The organism is Variovorax sp. Soil_C_33 (assembly GCF_057656935.1).
Map to the genome: position 1 here is coordinate 266,950 of NZ_JBDGJK010000007.1, position 15,601 is coordinate 282,550.

Sequence of the window (15,601 nt, forward strand, 5' to 3'; positions counted from 1 at the left end):
GTTATCTGAAGAGGAAAAGCGAAGGCGCCGGCATTTGCCGGCGCACTCCGCCATTTTCACCGACTTAGAGCCCGCTTTCAGCGGGTTGCCAGATTCAGTTCGGCACCTGGTTTCCAATCGTTGCCGGCAGCCTTCGTGCGCACGGCGCCGAGGAACAGCCGCTCGCTGGGCAGTTTCTGGGCCAGCAGGTAGTCGCGCACCACGGCGCCGCGCTCCACCGCGAGTTGCCGCATCGATTCCTCGTCGACCGGGATGCTGGCCATGAGCAGGTCTTCCATCTCCTTGGTCGGAAGATCCTTCGCCAGGCCGATCATGTTGCGTGGCTTGGTGACCTCGGAGCGCTTGTACACCGCGGCCAGCAGCTCCGGATACTCGGCATCGGTGAGGGGCGGCACATCGGCCGCATTCTGGTTGCCGCTGCGTGCCGCGGCGCGGCGCTTTTCGCTCTGGGCCAACGCACGCAGGCGCTGGCGCTGGTAGGCCTCGCGCTCCTGCTCCAGGCTGGCGGTGCCGACCACGGTCATCTGCAGGCCCGGGCGGTCCGTCAGCGCCTTCACCACCTTGTCGAGGCTCTCCTTCGCGGCGGGCGAAAGATCCGAACTGCCGGGTGCGAAGGTGATGGCGCTCGATTCGCCGCTGCCGCCGCCGAGACCGCCCGTGAGCAAGCTGAACGGCGAGGTGGCGGCCTTGACGATCAAGTTCACGACCGCCTTGAAGATCAGCGGGCCGAGGCTGAACTGCGGATCGTTGAGCGAGCCGCTGACGGGAAAGTCGATGTCGATCACGCCATTGCGGTCGGCCAGGAGGGCGACGGCGAGGCGCACCGGCAGGCTGTTCGGCGCGCCCTGCACTTCGTCGCCGAACTGCAGCTGATTGAGCACCAGCTTGTTGGTAGCGGTGAGCTGGCCGTCCGGCGTGATCTTGTAAGTGACGTTCATGCTGAGCTTGCCGCGCTCGATGCCGTGCCCGGCGTAGCGCACCGAGTACGGCGACAGCGGCGGCAGATCGAGCTCGCGCATCTTGGCCGTGATGTCGAGTTCGAGCGGCTTGGCCAGCGGATTGAGCTTGCCGGTGATTTCGAGCTGGGCGGTTTGCTGCGCCTTGCCGCGCAACTCGAGATCGGCCAGCTCCGGCCTGTCGCCTTGGGGCTTCGACGAGAAGGCGCTGAGCTTGCCGGTCAGTTCGCTGAGGTCGGCGGAGTAGTTGGGCTTGACGAACAGGTCGGTGAAATCGATGCGTCCGTTGACCATGCTCATCGGACCGAAATTGATGACCGGCGCGGGGCCGTCGCTTTCGGGCGTCGGCGCCTTGGCCACGGTCGCGGGGGCCGGTGCGGCGGTCTCGGGTGCGCCGCCGACCAGGGCTTCTGCCGAGGCCGGGGCGCCGCCCGAGCGTGCGGCGGGCTTGGCGGTGGTCGTGGTGGTCGTGCCGCCGAGGCTGCGGCGCGTGCTGGGTTCGCCGGCCGGCGCCGCGGCGGCGGTCGCCTGCTCGGGCTTCTTGGTGAGGTCCTGCAGATTGAGGCGTCCGGTCGGGTCGACGATCACGCGGGCGAAAAAGTCGGTCAGCGTGGTTTCGCGCACGTCCACAGCCAGTGGCGCCTTGGGCACCATATCGACCTGCAAGCCACGCAGGCTCAGGGTCTTCCATCTCAGGATCTGATTGCTGCGGGTCGCCGTGCCAGGCGATTGGGTGAGCGTGGTGCTGTTGGCGCGGAAATCGTCCAGCGCTGTATCACCGGCCAGCTTGAGGCTCATGCCGGCGGGTGCCGTCGCAAACTTCACCGTGCCGCGGTAGTTGGCGAAAGCGCGCCGGATGTCGATGTTCAATGCATCGGCGTAGTAGGCCTTGAAGGCATGGGCCGGAACGGCGGCCATCTCCAGCCGGCCCTCGGCCGCCACCGGCTTGAGTGCGACCGAGCCCTTGTAGTCGAAGCGCCCGGCTTCCGCGCGGCCGGCGCCGATGCGCCCAGAGACCTGCAGGGGCGAGGTGGTGGCGGTGTTGGGTGCGATCTTCTGCGCGCTGAGTTTCAGCGCACTGACTTCGAAGGCCACCGGCGTGGCGCCGGCCTTGTCCGAATAAGAGAGCGCTCCGTTGTCGACCGCCACCGTGCCGATGGAGAGCTCCCACGGCTTGGTGTTGGCACCCGGGGCTGCTGCAGCGGGCTTGGGCGGCGCGACCTTGGCGGACGCGCCGTTGCCCTGGCTGTCGCCCGACGGCGTTTTCAGCCAGCGTTCGAACATCCAGCGCCTTTCATGGTCGCGCTCGACGACGATCTTGGGATTCGTCGCGGTGAACGAGGCGATCGCGAGCGTGTGCTTCGTCATGTCGACTTCGGCATCGACCAGCTCGAAGCGCCCGACGCTCGCCAGCGCGGTCTTGGCCTGTGTCAGCGCGAGCCCGTCGGCCGCGACGCGGCGCGCTTTGAACTTGAGATCGGGTTGGGCCCAGGCGACGTCGATCTGGCCGCTGAGCTTGCCGTCGAGCGTGGGCTCCAGGCTCTGCGCGAGATACGGAGCCGCCAGCGACAGCGGCAAGCCCTCGACCTCGGTCTGGACCTTGGCCACCTTGTCGGTCGCCTCGCCGCTGAACTTGAGGGGGGCCCCGCCGACCGAGGTGGAGCCGTTGAAAGGCGCCGGCTTGTCCATCGGCCAAGTCACGGCACTGGCTTCGATGTTGAGTTGCTTGACGTCGATGGCGGCTACCGGCTGGGTGGTCTGGTCGCGCCATCCGATCTCGCCGGAGGAAAGCGCCAGCTTGTCGACCCGAACGCGCCAGCCCGGCTGCCCGGCCGGCTTCGGGACAGGCTCGCCGTTCGCGTTCGGTGCTGCGGCGGGCGCCACCTTTTCGGTCGCGCCGGTGGCCCGGTCGGTCGCCAGCAGGTTGAGCTGCCCGGCCGCATCGCGCGCCACGACCAGCTGCGGCGCCGCCAGCGCCACCTCGCCCAGATGCACCACACGCTCCAGCGGCCGGACATCGGCCAGCGCGACCTTGAGCGAATCGAAGCCGAGCAGATCGCGCCCCTTCGAATCCGCCAGCTTGATGCTGTGCGCCGCGACCGTGCCCGTGAGCTTGAGACCGGCGGTGGCGGCGCGTTCGAAATCGATCTTGAGGTCTGCGTCGAGCTTCCCGGCCCGCAGGGCCACCGGCAGGCCGCCGGGGATGTAGCCCAGGTAGGGCACCAGGTCCAGATCCTTGAAATGCACCTGCGCGTCGGTCTTGCGGTTTTCCGCAAAGGGCGTGGTGAAGGCGGCCGAATCGAATGCGCTGCCGTTCAGGACGAAGGCCAGCTTGGGCTCGGTCTTGATCTCGCGCTGCGAAGGCAGGTTGCTGAGAAAAGGCACCTTGAGCACGAAATCGCGCAGCTCGTGCCTGCGCTTGACGGTCTGGTCGTCGAAATCGACCGCGCCGCCGGTGATAGCGATGTTGTAAATCGCGAAGCGCGGCGGCTCGCTCTTGGGCGCGCCGGGCGCGCTGGCGAGCTTCGCCAGGATGTCGTCGATGTCGTACTTGCCGTCTGCCAGGTGCGTCAGCAGGATGGCCGGCGCATCGACGGCGACAGCGTCGATCACCGGCGCCAGGCGCAGGATCGATTGCAGCTCGGCATCGGCATAGATGCGCGCCACCGCCACCTGGGGCTGGCCGCCGTCGGCCGTGGCGATGCGCAGGTCTTTCAGCGTCAGTTCGAGCGTCCAGGGCTTGAAGTCGATCTTGCCGACCGTGACCTGGCGACCCAGCTTTTCGCTCGCGATCTTCTGGATCTGATTCTTGGCGATCGGCGGCACCGCCAACCAGGCGAGCAGCCAGAAACCGAGCAGCACCAGCAACGCCAGCACTCCCCGTCGCACCCACTTATTTTGTTTCAGCGAAGCTGCATTCATCATCGGGGGCGAGTGTGCCGCAAAAGTGCGAACGCCTTCCCAGAAAGAAGAAAGCCCGGTGGCTCGACGCGAAGTCTGGCCTCCGGGCTCGATGGCGGGCGCAACGCCCATGCCATCTTTTCGCTCGACCGGAAGTTCATTCGTTCCGATCGTGCTGGCAGCAAAAGATTGCCACCGTTGGGCCTCGGCCGCTGAACCGTCCGATTGCTCTTCCGGTTGCTGGACCTTGGTTTAGCGCCTGAAAGCTCAGGCACCCTCAGGGTAGGCGCGCACTCTCCGGATTGCAAATGACTTTTTTTCAATGGACCGAGGTACGGCGATTCGCCTGCTTCTTCAACTCTTATTAGCATAAGAAGCCTAATCATTATTCTTGACCGGGTATTTAGCCCCTCCTAGAATCCGCCCAGTCCTCGCCGCCACTTGGCAGCCGGGACTCCCCCAATATCCGCTGCTGAATTCTTTCGGCTTAATCAGGCGGCCGCGCCCTTCTCCCCCTTCCTTGCGCGGAACCTGATTCGTACCAATCCAAGCGCCGCTGCCTTACGACCATCGCCTTTCTGGCGCTGCGACCCAGGTGCCGCATAGAAAGGAAGAGCGATGAAACAGGCGTTTGAAGCCACGGCCCGCGGGCTGCGGACCTTCGTGTCCGATGTGGCCGACGGTTTTTTCGAGATCACCCACAACGGCTTTGCCTTGGTCGGCCTGGCCATCGTGTTCGCTGCGCTGGCGCTGGCCGCGCGCCCCGACCTGCGCCAGTCCGGCGAGGAACAGCTCATGGGCTGGCTCCAGTCGCGCAAGCCGCCGCCCGAGGCAACCGATCTCGAGCCCACGGCCATCGACCGCACCACAGCGGCGAGCCCGCACGAGCTGCCCAAGCAGCAGGCCGCCGTCGCCTACTGGCTGAGCAAGAAATACCGCGTGGCCGTCGAGCCGCTGAGCGTGCTGGTGGCGGAAGCCTTCGAACTCGGCAAGCGCACCAAGCTCGACCCGACCCTGATCCTGGCGATCATGGCGGTCGAATCCAGCTTCAACCCCTTTGCCCAGAGCCAGGTCGGCGCCCAGGGCCTCATGCAGGTCATGACTCGTGTCCATGGCGAGAAGTACCAAAGCGCGGGCGGCACTCTGACCGCCTTCGACCCGGTGACCAACATGCGCGTGGGCGTCAAGGTGCTGCAGGAATGCATCGCGCGCGCGGGTTCGCTCGAGGGCGGCCTCAAGTTCTACGTCGGCGCCGCCAACCTGCCCGACGATGGCGGTTATGCAAGCAAGGTGCTGGCCGAACATGCGCGCCTGCAGCAGGTGGTCGGCGGACGCACGCCGCCCACCACCACGCCGACGCCGCCGGGCATGCGGGCGCAACCGCTGCCCGTGGTGGCACCCGCCAAGCCGACGGAAGCGAACGAGCAGAGCGTGGCCTTGCTGTCCGATCTGTAGGCCCTTTCGAAGACGGCGGCCATCGTCGTCAGCTACACTCGGCCGGCACGCGACTGGCGATAGGCGCAACCCTTTTCAGGTGCATTGCGCTGACGTGGAACACCACTGGGAAGCGTGCCGCCCGCGGTCTTGAGCAGGCGTTCCGCCGTTCGCCTGGGCAGCCCTTGTTTGGTTGAAGAACAAGGACCATCGTCTTAAAGGACTGCCATGTACAACCGCAATATCCTGGTCGAACAGACCGATCCCGAGATCTGGGCCGCCATCCAGGCCGAGCACGCCCGGCAGGAGCAGCACATCGAGCTGATCGCGAGCGAAAACTATGCGTCGCCGGCCGTAATGGCCGCGCAAGGCACGCAGCTCACCAACAAGTACGCCGAAGGCTACCCGGGCAAGCGCTATTACGGCGGCTGCGAGCATGTCGACGTGGCCGAGCAATTGGCGATCGACCGCGTCAAGCAGCTGTTCGGCGCCGACGCGGCCAACGTGCAGGCGCATTGCGGCGCCTCGGCCAACGAGGCCGTCATGCTGGCCTTCCTGAAGCCGGGCGACACCATCATGGGCATGAGCCTGGCCGAAGGCGGCCACCTGACCCACGGCATGCCGCTGAACATGAGCGGCAAGTGGTTCAACGTCGTGAGCTACGGCCTGAACGACAAGGAAGAGATCGACTACGACGCGATGGAGCGCAAGGCGCACGAACACGCGCCGAAGCTGATCATCGCGGGCGCCTCGGCCTATTCGCTGCGCATCGACTTCGAGCGCTTCGCCAAGGTGGCCAAGGACGTCGGTGCGATCTTCATGGTCGACATCGCCCACTACGCCGGCCTGGTCGCCGCGGGCGTCTACCCGAACCCCGTGCCGCACGCGGACGTGGTGACCTCCACCACCCACAAAAGCTTGCGCGGACCGCGCGGCGGCATCATCCTGATGAAGTCGCAGCACGAGAAGGCGATCAACAGCGCCATCTTCCCGGGCCTGCAGGGCGGGCCCCTGATGCACGTGATCGCGGCCAAGGCGGTGGCCTTCAAGGAAGCGCTCTCGCCCGAGTTCAAGGCCTACCAACAGCAGGTGGTCAAGAACGCGCAGATCGTGGCCGAAACCCTGAGCGCGCGTGGCCTGCGCATCGTGAGCGGCCGCACCGAGAGCCATGTGATGCTGGTCGACCTGCGCGCCAAGGGCATCACCGGCAAGGAAGCCGAGGCCGTGCTGGGCAGCGCTCACATGACGATCAACAAGAACGCGATCCCGAACGATCCGGAAAAGCCGATGGTCACGAGCGGCGTGCGCATCGGCACCCCGGCGCTGACCACGCGCGGCTTCAAGGACGAGGAGGCACGCGCCACTGCGAATTTGATCGCCGACGTGCTGGACAATCCACGCGATGCTGCGACCATCGAGACGGTGCGTGCGAAGGTGCATGCATTGACCAGTCGCTTTCCTGTCTACGGTTGAACTGGAAGTGACCGCATGAAATGCCCGTTCTGCGGTCACCTCGAAACGCAGGTCGTCGAGACCCGCGTGTCGGAAGACGGCGACTTCGTGCGGCGCCGCCGGCAGTGCGGCGACTGCGACAAGCGCTTCACCACCTACGAACGGCCGGACGTCAACTTCCCGGTCGTGGTCAAGAAGGACGGCAGCCGCGCCGACTTCGATCCCAAGAAGGTCCGCGCCTCGATGATGCTGGCGCTGCGCAAGCGGCCGGTGAGCATCGAACAGATCGACCACGCGCTGCTGCGCATCGAGCAGAAGCTGTTGTCCAGCGGGCTGCGTGAGATCGAATCCACCAAGGTGGGCGAGCTGGTGATGCGGGAGCTCAAGCGCATGGACAAGGTGGCGTACGTGCGCTTCGCTTCGGTGTACCGGAGCTTCGAGGACGTGGACGAGTTCCGGCAGCTGCTGCGGGATATCTGATCAGCGCCAGCACCATCGCTGTCGAGATCGACGAAGACCATCCACCCGACCTGCCAGCCCGGGTCTGCGGTGCAAGCCGGCGTGCCGCTGGTCTCGGCATCGGCGCTGCGGCACAGAGTGACAGGAAGCCCCCGCCTGATCGCTTCGGCGCGCGTAGCTGACGGCGCTGACGAAGCTGTTGACGCTGTCGGCGACGCTGTTGCGCTCGATGAGATTGCACATCGAAGGCGCCGCCATCGACATGAGAATGGCTGCAATGGCGATCGTCACCAACATCTCGATCAACGTGAAGCCGGCCTGTCCTAACTTGGGCCCGAATGTTTCCGGCGTTCGCAAGCAAAATAGTCGCTTCATGTCTTCAATCCGCGCGAAGTCTAAGTTCCGAAATGACGTGCAAATGAATCTTTCGACAAACGGATTGAATTGAAGGATCAGCTGAAATTCTCGCCAAATCTGAACTAAATCTGAGATTCAAAGAATTGTTAATTGGCAGTCCCATGAATAGAGATATCCAAGCGATGGCGCAGGCGCTCGAGCTCGCACGGCGGGCGAGCATCGAAACCGAACCGAACCCCCGGGTCGGCTGCGTGCTTCTCGACGAGGAAGGTGCGGTCATCGGCCAAGGCTCCACGCAAACGGTGGGGGGCCCTCACGCGGAAATCATGGCCTTGCGCGACGCCGCCGCCCGCAATTGCCCGGTCAAAGGCGCCACGGCCTATGTGACGCTCGAGCCCTGCTCGCACCATGGCCGCACCGGCCCGTGCTGCGACGCGTTGATCGCGGCCGGCGTCCGAAAAGTCGTGGCATCCATCGCCGATCCCAATCCGCTGGTCGGCGGCCAGGGTTTCGAGCGCCTGCGCGCCGCCGGCGTCGAATTGGAGGTCGGTGCGGGCGCGGATGAATCACGTGAACTCAACCTCGGCTTTTTCAGCCGCATGGTCCGCAAGACCCCCTGGGTCCGGCTCAAGGTCGCGGCTTCGCTCGACGGCAAGACGGCGCTGGCAAACGGCACCAGCCAGTGGATCACTTCGGAAGCCGCGCGCACCGACGGTCACGCCTGGCGTGCACGCGCCAGCGCCGTGATGACCGGTGTCGGCACCGTGCTCGAAGACGACCCACGCCTCGATGTGCGGCTGGTCGCCACGCCGCGGCAGCCGCATCTGGTGGTGATCGACAGCCATTTGCAGACGCCGCCGGAGGCCAGGATCTTCGGCCCGGCCCGGTCCATCTGGATCTACGCCGCCAATCGCAACGAAGCGAGGCAGGCGGCCTTGGAGGCCAAGGGCGCCACAGTCAGCTACTTCGCCAATTCCCAGGGCAAGGTCGATCTCGCCGCCATGCTGCGGGATCTCGCCGCGCGCGAGATCAACGAGCTTCACGTCGAGGCCGGCCACAAGCTCAATGGCTCGCTGATCCGCGAAGAGCTGGTCGACGAATTGCTGGTCTACCTCGCGCCCAAGTTCATCGGCGACGGGCTCGGCATGGCCAGCCAGCCTCATGCAGCCGGCGCCCTGACCGTGCTTGGCGATGCCCTGGCGCTCGAGTTCAAGTCCTTCGAGCAGATCGGCCCGGACCTGCGAATCGTGGCCCGGGTGGCCGGCCGCGACCGGTTTTAGGGTTTGCCCACAGGGCGTCTTCGCATCTCTGCGAAAATGCCGCGATGTTCACCGGAATCATCACCGGCGTGGGGCGCATCGCCGCCGTCCACGACCTCGGCAGCTCTTCATCCCACGGCAAGCGGCTCAGCATCGCGGTGCCCGACGGCTATCTGGCCGACGTGAGCCTCGGTGACAGCATCGCCCTCAACGGCGCCTGCATGACCGTCACCTCCCTCGATCCGGCGAAGCAGCTCTTCACCATCGACATCTCGGCCGAATCGCTGGACAAGACGGCCGGCCTCGCCGAAGAAGCGGGCCGCATCAACCTCGAGAAGGCACTGCGCGCGAACGACAGGCTCGGCGGCCACATCGTGTCGGGCCACGTGGACGGCATCGGCACGGTCAGCCGCTTCGCGCCGGTGGGCGAAAGCTGGGAGCTGCGCGTGCTGGCACCGCCGGCGCTCGCCCGCTTCCTGGCCTACAAGGGCTCGATCACGGTCAACGGCGTGAGCCTCACAGTCAACAGCGTGAGCGACGAGCCGGAAGGCAGCGAGATCAGCATCAACCTGATTCCGCACACCGTCGACAACACCGCGCTCGGCAGCCTGAAGCAGGGCAGCCGCGTCAACCTCGAGATCGACACCGTCGCCCGCTATGTGGAGCGCATGCTCCAAGCCGGCGCCCTGCCCTCATCACAGAAAGACAAGACCCCATGAACGCCTCCGTCACGCCGATCACCGCCCCGCGCAGCGGCCGGGCGCCCGCGCCGATTTCGTCGGTCGAAGAGATCGTGGCCGAACTCGCCGCCGGCCGCATGGTGATCCTGGTCGACGAGGAAGACCGCGAGAACGAAGGCGACATCGTGCTCGCCGCCGACCACGTGACGCCCGAGGCCATCAACTTCATGGCACGCCATGCGCGCGGGCTGATCTGCCTCACGCTCTCCCGCGAGATGTGCGAGCGGCTGCAGCTGCCGCCGATGGTGGCACGCAACGGCGCCAAGCATTCGACCGCCTTCACCGTGTCCATCGAAGCGGCCGAAGGCGTGACCACGGGTATCTCTGCCGCCGACCGCGCGCGCACCGTGCAGGCCGCCGTCGCGCCGAATGCCGTCGCGACCGACCTGGTGCAGCCCGGCCACATCTTCCCGCTGCAGGCCGTCGACGGCGGCGTGCTGATGCGCGCGGGCCATACGGAGGCCGGCTGCGACCTCGCTGCCATGGCCGGGTGCTCGCCTGCCTCCGTGATCTGCGAAGTGATGAACGAAGACGGCACCATGGCTCGGCTGCCCGACCTGCAGCTCTTCGCCGCCGAGCACGGCATCAAGATCGGCACCATCGCCGCGCTGATCGAGCATCGCAGCCGCACCGAGTCGCTGGTCGAAAAGGTGGGCTGCCGCGAGATCCATACCGCCTGGGGCTGGTTCACCGCCCATGCCTTCCGCGACAAGCCGAGCCACGGCGTGCACCTGGCGCTGGTGCGCGGCAAGTGGAACGCGGGCGAGACGGTGGACGTGCGCGTGCACGAGCCGCTGTCGGTGCTCGACGCGCTGGAAGTCAATCGCTCGCTGCACTCGTGGAGCCTCGATGCCAGCCTGGCCCACATCGCGGCCGAAGGCAAGGGCGTGGCCGTGCTGCTCAACTGCGGCGAAACCGGCGCCGAGCTGCTGTCGCAATTCGACGGCACCGCGCGGCCTGCGCAGGCGCCGGAGCGCGGACGCATGGACCTGCGCAGCTACGGCATCGGCGCGCAGATCCTGCGCGAATGCGGCGTGCACAAGATGAACCTCCTGGGCACGCCACGCCGCATGCCCAGCATGGCGGCGGGCTACGGCCTGGAGATCGCGGGCTACCTCACGAAAGAAGAGCAATGACGAAGAACGAGAACACACACGCAAGGCAGGAAGCCTGATGCAGCACGCGAACAAGGGCAGCGACGTCGCGCTTGACGGCAAGGGCTTGCGCATCGGCATCGTGCAGGCACGCTTCAACGAAGACATCACCGATGCCCTGGCCGAGGCCTGCCTGGGCGAGCTTCGTGTGCTCGGCGTCGCCGAGGCCGACATCGACCATGTCAGCGTGCCGGGCGCACTCGAAGTGCCGGTCGCGCTGCAGGCCCTGGCCGAGCGCAGCCGCTACCAGGCGCTGATCGCGCTGGGCTGCATCATCCGCGGCGAGACCTACCACTTCGAGCTGGTCGCCAACGAATCGGGCGCGAGCGTAAGCCGTCTCGCGCTCGACTACCGCATCCCGATCGCCAACGCGATCCTCACCACCGAGAACCTCGAACAGGCCATCGCGCGGCAGACCGACAAGGGCCGCGATGCGGCGCGCGTGGCGGTCGAGATGGCGCAACTGCTCGCCACCCTTTCATGACCGAAGACAACAAGACCGCCGGCGACAAGCCGCGCCAATCCCGCACCGGACTGACCAGCACGGGCGCACGCAAGGCCTCCGCCAAGTCGAACCGCAGCCGTGCGCGCGAGTTCGCGCTGCAGGCGCTCTACCAGCACCTGGTGGGACGCAACGACGCCGCAGCCATCGACCAGTTCACGCGCGACCTGGCCGGCTTCCACAAGGCCGACGCGGCGCACTACGACGCGCTGCTGCACGGCTCGATTGCGGCCGCGGGCGAGCTCGATGCGCTGATCGTGCCGCTGCTCGACCGCAAGCTCGAAGAGATCTCGCCGGTCGAGCATGCCGTGATGTGGATCGGCGTCTACGAGTTCCAGAACTGCCTCGACGTGCCCTGGCGCGTGGTGCTGAATGAATGCATCGAGCTCGCCAAGGAGTTCGGCGGCACCGACGGCCACAAGTACGTCAACGCGGTGCTGAACGGCCTGGCGCCGCAACTGCGCCCTGCGGAAGTGGAGGCCGATCGCGCGAGCGGCAAGGCGCGGCCATGAGCGCAGCGCTGGGCCGCCCCGAGCAAGCGAGCGCCCCCTCGGGGGGCAGCGAGGACACGCCAGTGCCGAGCGTGGGGGCCACATGAAGATTTCCAGCCGCGCCGAGCGCATCGAGCCCTTCTACGTGATGGAGGTCGCTAAGGCCGCGTCGACGCTGGCACGCGAAGTCGCGCACACCGACCGGCCGATGATCTTCCTCAACATCGGCGAACCCGACTTCACCGCGCCGCCGTTGGTGCAGGAGGCGGCCGCGCGCGCGGTGCGCGCGGGCGCGACGCGGTACACGCATGCCGTCGGCCTCGACCACCTGCGCGAGCGCATCAGCGGCTGGTACCGCGAGCGCTTCGGCGTCGACGTGCCGGCGCGCCGCATCGTGGTCACGGCCGGCGCTTCGGCCGCGCTGCAGTTGGCCTGCCTGGCGCTGATCGAGGCCGGCGACGAGATGCTGCTGCCCGACCCCAGCTATCCCTGCAACCGCCACTTCGTGAGCGCCGCCGACGGCCGCGCCGTGCTGGTGCCGACGACGGCCGCCGAGCGCTTCCAGTTGAGCGCCGCCAAGGTCGAGGCGGCCTGGAGCGAACGCACGCGCGGCGTGCTGCTGGCATCGCCTTCCAACCCGACCGGCACCTCGATCGCGCCCGACGAACTGCGTCGCATCCACGAGGTGGTGGCCAAGCGCGGCGGCATCACGCTGATCGACGAGATCTACCTTGGCCTTTCATACGACGACGCATTCGGGCAGACGGCGCTCGCGATCGACGACCAGGTCATCAGCATCAACAGCTTCAGCAAGTACTTCAGCATGACCGGCTGGCGCCTGGGCTGGCTGGTGGTGCCCGATGCGCTGGTTCCGGTGATCGAGCGGCTGGCGCAGAACCTCTTCATCTGCCCGAGCACCGTCTCGCAGTACGCAGCGCTCGCCTGCTTCGAGCCAGAAAGCATCGCCGAGTACGAACGCCGCCGCGCCGAATTCAAGGCCCGGCGCGACTGGTTCATTCCGCAGCTCGACGCCTTGGGCCTCCAGGTGCCAGTGGTGCCGGACGGCGCCTTCTATGCCTGGGCCGACTGCTCCGCCTTCGGCGAGAAGCTCGGCATAGCGAACAGCTGGGATTTCGCCTTCGAGGCGATGAAGAAGGCGCATCTCGCGATCACGCCGGGCCGCGACTTCGGCTCGGCCGAAACCGCCCGTTTCGTGCGCTTCTCGACCGCCAGCTCGATGGCGCATCTGGAGGAATCGGTGGAGCGCCTGCGCGCCTGGGCTGCCGTCGCTGCATGAGCTTTGCATTTCCGATCCGCGTCTATTGGGAAGACACCGATGCCGGCGGCATCGTCTTCTATGCCAACTACCTGAAGTACATGGAGCGCGCGCGCACCGAGTGGCTGCGCTCGCTCGGCATCGCGCAAGGCCGGCTGCGCGAGGAAACCGGCGGCATCTTCGTGGTCAGCGAAACGCAGCTCAAATACCATCGGCCCGCGCGGCTCGACGACGAACTGCTGGTTACAGCCGAGCTGCGTCAGATGGGTTCCGCGTCCCTGATAATCGGCCAGCGCGTGCTATCAAAATCAGAGCACAACCCGGCGACCGGCCCGGCGCCCGATACTGCGGTCCTTTGCGAAGGCACGATCCGCATCGGCTGGGTCGACGCGGCCACGCTGCGGCCGGTGCGCATCCCTCCTCAAGTTACGGGAACCCTCGGGCGCCATGCCGGCTCCATGTCTCAACCTCAGAAGCCATGAATCAAGAACTGTCGATCCTTTCCCTCCTGCTCCATGCCAGCCTTCCGGTGCAGTTTGTCGTGGCCTTGCTGCTCGTGGTGTCGGTCGCCAGCTGGGCGGCCATCTTCCGCAAGTTCTTCTCGCTCAAGCGCACACGGGCGCTCAACGATGATTTCGAACGCGAGTTCTGGTCCGGCACCAGCCTGAACGAACTGTTCTCCTCGGCTGCGCAGAACGCCAAGTTCGCGGGCCCTATGGAACGCATCTTCGCCTCCGGCATGCGCGAGTACCAGAAGCTGCGCGAGCGCCACGTCTCCGACGCCGGCACGCTGCTCGACGGCGCCCGCCGCGCAATGCGCGCGAGCTTCCAGCGCGAGCTCGATGCGGTCGAGCAGAACCTGTCCTTCCTCGCCACCGTCGGTTCGGTCTCGCCCTACGTCGGCCTGTTCGGCACCGTGTGGGGGATCATGCATGCCTTCACCGGCCTCGCGGCGCTGGCGCAGGTGACGCTCTCGACCGTCGCGCCCGGCATCGCCGAAGCGCTGGTCGCCACCGCCATCGGCCTCTTCGCGGCCATTCCGGCCGTGGTGGCGTACAACCGCTTCGCCCGCGAGATCGACAAGATCGCGATCGCCCTCGAGACCTTCATCGAGGAGTTCTCGAACATCCTGCAGCGCAACCTGACGGCCCACGTCAACCCGGCATCGGTGACGCCGGCGACCGGCCGCTGAAGCGGAGCACCACCATGCCAGCAATGTCCTCACGCGGCCGCGGCCGCCGAACGATCAACGAGATCAACATGGTCCCGTTCATCGACGTGATGCTGGTGCTCCTGATCATCTTCATGGTCACGGCGCCGCTGATCACGCCGAGCGTGATCAACCTGCCCACGGTGGATCGCGCCAACAAGCAGCCCGACAAGCCGATCGAGATCGTCATCAAGAGCGACGACGAGGTGCAGATCAAGAAAGATCCGTCCACCGGCAGCGGCGCGACCTCGATCCCGATGACCCAGATCGGCACGGCGGCCAAGACCGCACAGGGCGGTGACGACCAGCGGCCGGTGGTGATCAGCGCCGACAAATCGGTCAAGTACGAGACGGTGGTCAAGGCGATGAACGCGCTCAAGCGCAGCGGCGTCGAGCGCGTCGGCCTCTCGGTCACGACCACGGGCACCAGGTGATGGTCTCCTCGCTGATGTCGCTCGGTGCCGACCGGCCGGAATTCGCGCCGCCGCCGCAACGCGGCACGCCGCGCGCCGTGCTGCTGGCGCTGTTGGCGCATGGGCTGCTCATCATCGCGCTGACCTGGGGCGTGAACTGGCGACGCGACACCGAAGACGCCGCGGTCGAGGCCGAGCTCTGGTCCTCGACCGTGCAGCAAGCGGCGCCGCGCCTCAGCGCACCGCCGGTGCCGACCCCGCCCGCCCCTGCGCCTGCACCGACGCCGGCACCGCCCCCTCCTCCTCCGCCGCCTCCCCCGCAAGCGCGCGCACCCGAACCTGCACCGGCGCCGCGGGCGCCCGACATCGCGCTCGAACGCGAGAAGAAACTGAAGGAGCAGAAGGAACGCGAGCAGGAGCTGCAGCAACAGAAGAAGCTCGAAGCCGCGAAGAAGGCAGCGCAGGAAAAGAAGGAACAGGAAGCCCGCGAGCGCGCCGAGGACGAGGCCGAGCGCAAGAAGGAACAGCAGCAGAAGCTCGCCGAGGCGAAGAAAAAGCAGGAAGCCGAAGCCGCGAAGAAGAAGGAAGCCGAGACGAAGGCGGCGGCGCAGGCGGCGGCCGACCGCGCGGCCACGCTCAAGCGCATGCAAGGCCTGGCGGGCGCGAGCGGCAGCGACAGCGCAACCGGCACGGCACTCAAGTCTTCCGGTCCCTCAGGCAGCTACGGCGGCAAGGTCGCGGCCGCCGTCCGGCCCAACGTGGTGTTTCCCGAGGCAGAACTCGTCAGCGGCAATCCGGGCGCCGAGTTCGACGTCCGCCTCGCGCCCGACGGCACCATCGTCGGCACGCCGCAGTTGGTCAAGACCAGCGGCCTGCCGAACTGGGACGAGGCTGCGCTGCGTGCGCTGCAGAAAACCGAAAAGCTGCCGCGCGACGTCGACGGCACGGTCCCGCCGCGCCTGATCGTCACCTTGCGACCGAAGCGCTGACGCGCAGC

At 66.7% G+C, this 15,601-nt stretch carries 14 protein-coding genes, 2 pseudogenes and 1 riboswitch; of the genes and pseudogenes, 13 read left to right on the plus strand and 3 right to left on the minus strand.

Going from position 1 to position 15,601, the window contains the following annotated elements:
• Positions 1 to 77: 77 nt before the first annotated feature.
• Positions 78 to 3,878, minus strand: a complete 3,801-nt coding sequence (locus tag AC3A6B_RS13680; protein ID WP_487837230.1) for a DUF748 domain-containing protein — start codon at positions 3,876 to 3,878, stop codon at positions 78 to 80.
• A gap of 597 nt (positions 3,879 to 4,475) precedes the next feature.
• Here AC3A6B_RS13680 and AC3A6B_RS13685 point away from each other — a divergent pair.
• From AC3A6B_RS13685 to nrdR, 3 genes are all read left to right on the plus strand, one after another.
• Positions 4,476 to 5,312, plus strand: a complete 837-nt coding sequence (locus AC3A6B_RS13685) for a transglycosylase SLT domain-containing protein (RefSeq protein ID WP_487837231.1) — start codon at positions 4,476 to 4,478, stop codon at positions 5,310 to 5,312.
• Positions 5,313 to 5,351: 39 nt separating this feature from the next.
• A riboswitch (ZMP/ZTP riboswitch) is annotated at positions 5,352 to 5,478 on the plus strand.
• 41 nt (positions 5,479 to 5,519) lie between these two features.
• A complete protein-coding gene (glyA, locus tag AC3A6B_RS13690) occupies positions 5,520 to 6,764 on the plus strand; it encodes a serine hydroxymethyltransferase (protein WP_487837232.1) in 1,245 nt (414 codons plus the stop codon).
• Positions 6,765 to 6,779: 15 nt separating this feature from the next.
• Complete coding sequence (nrdR, locus tag AC3A6B_RS13695) at positions 6,780 to 7,223, plus strand: transcriptional regulator NrdR (RefSeq protein WP_487837233.1); 444 nt, start codon at positions 6,780 to 6,782, stop codon at positions 7,221 to 7,223.
• A gap of 41 nt (positions 7,224 to 7,264) precedes the next feature.
• Here nrdR and AC3A6B_RS13700 read toward each other — a convergent pair.
• A pseudogene (locus AC3A6B_RS13700) lies at positions 7,265 to 7,480 on the minus strand (GspH/FimT family pseudopilin); the annotation flags it as partial.
• A gap of 4 nt (positions 7,481 to 7,484) precedes the next feature.
• Positions 7,485 to 7,577 (minus strand): annotated as a pseudogene (locus AC3A6B_RS13705) (type II secretion system protein); the annotation flags it as partial.
• A 143-nt stretch (positions 7,578 to 7,720) separates the two neighbouring features.
• Here AC3A6B_RS13705 and ribD point away from each other — a divergent pair.
• From ribD to tolA, 10 genes are all read left to right on the plus strand, one after another.
• Positions 7,721 to 8,839: a bifunctional diaminohydroxyphosphoribosylaminopyrimidine deaminase/5-amino-6-(5-phosphoribosylamino)uracil reductase RibD gene (gene ribD, locus AC3A6B_RS13710; protein WP_487837234.1), complete on the plus strand. Its 1,119-nt coding sequence runs from the start codon at positions 7,721 to 7,723 to the stop codon at positions 8,837 to 8,839.
• Between the two features lie 44 nt (positions 8,840 to 8,883).
• Positions 8,884 to 9,537 (plus strand): riboflavin synthase, encoded by a 654-nt coding sequence (locus tag AC3A6B_RS13715; protein WP_487837235.1) that lies wholly within the window; start codon positions 8,884 to 8,886, stop codon positions 9,535 to 9,537.
• A complete protein-coding gene (gene ribBA, locus AC3A6B_RS13720; protein WP_487837236.1) occupies positions 9,534 to 10,694 on the plus strand; it encodes a bifunctional 3,4-dihydroxy-2-butanone-4-phosphate synthase/GTP cyclohydrolase II in 1,161 nt (386 codons plus the stop codon). Before AC3A6B_RS13715 ends, ribBA begins: the two co-directional genes overlap by 4 nt.
• Positions 10,695 to 10,731: 37 nt before the next feature.
• On the plus strand, positions 10,732 to 11,196 hold the full coding sequence (gene ribH / locus AC3A6B_RS13725) for a 6,7-dimethyl-8-ribityllumazine synthase (RefSeq protein WP_487837237.1): 465 nt from the start codon (positions 10,732 to 10,734) through the stop codon (positions 11,194 to 11,196).
• Positions 11,193 to 11,726 (plus strand): transcription antitermination factor NusB, encoded by a 534-nt coding sequence (nusB, locus tag AC3A6B_RS13730; protein ID WP_487837238.1) that lies wholly within the window; start codon positions 11,193 to 11,195, stop codon positions 11,724 to 11,726. The genes ribH and nusB overlap by 4 nt, the downstream gene beginning before the upstream one ends.
• 82 nt (positions 11,727 to 11,808) lie before the next feature.
• Complete coding sequence (locus AC3A6B_RS13735; protein ID WP_487837239.1) at positions 11,809 to 13,002, plus strand: pyridoxal phosphate-dependent aminotransferase; 1,194 nt, start codon at positions 11,809 to 11,811, stop codon at positions 13,000 to 13,002.
• Complete coding sequence (ybgC, locus tag AC3A6B_RS13740; protein WP_487837240.1) at positions 12,999 to 13,463, plus strand: tol-pal system-associated acyl-CoA thioesterase; 465 nt, start codon at positions 12,999 to 13,001, stop codon at positions 13,461 to 13,463. Before AC3A6B_RS13735 ends, ybgC begins: the two co-directional genes overlap by 4 nt.
• A complete protein-coding gene (gene tolQ / locus AC3A6B_RS13745; RefSeq protein WP_214701329.1) occupies positions 13,460 to 14,173 on the plus strand; it encodes a protein TolQ in 714 nt (237 codons plus the stop codon). The genes ybgC and tolQ overlap by 4 nt, the downstream gene beginning before the upstream one ends.
• Positions 14,174 to 14,187: 14 nt before the next feature.
• Positions 14,188 to 14,625 carry an ExbD/TolR family protein gene (locus tag AC3A6B_RS13750; protein WP_487837241.1) on the plus strand — a complete coding sequence of 146 codons (438 nt, stop codon included), beginning with the start codon at positions 14,188 to 14,190 and terminating at the stop codon, positions 14,623 to 14,625.
• 14 nt (positions 14,626 to 14,639) lie between these two features.
• A complete protein-coding gene (gene tolA, locus AC3A6B_RS13755; RefSeq protein ID WP_487837269.1) occupies positions 14,640 to 15,593 on the plus strand; it encodes a cell envelope integrity protein TolA in 954 nt (317 codons plus the stop codon).
• The last annotated feature ends 8 nt before the right edge of the window (positions 15,594 to 15,601 follow it).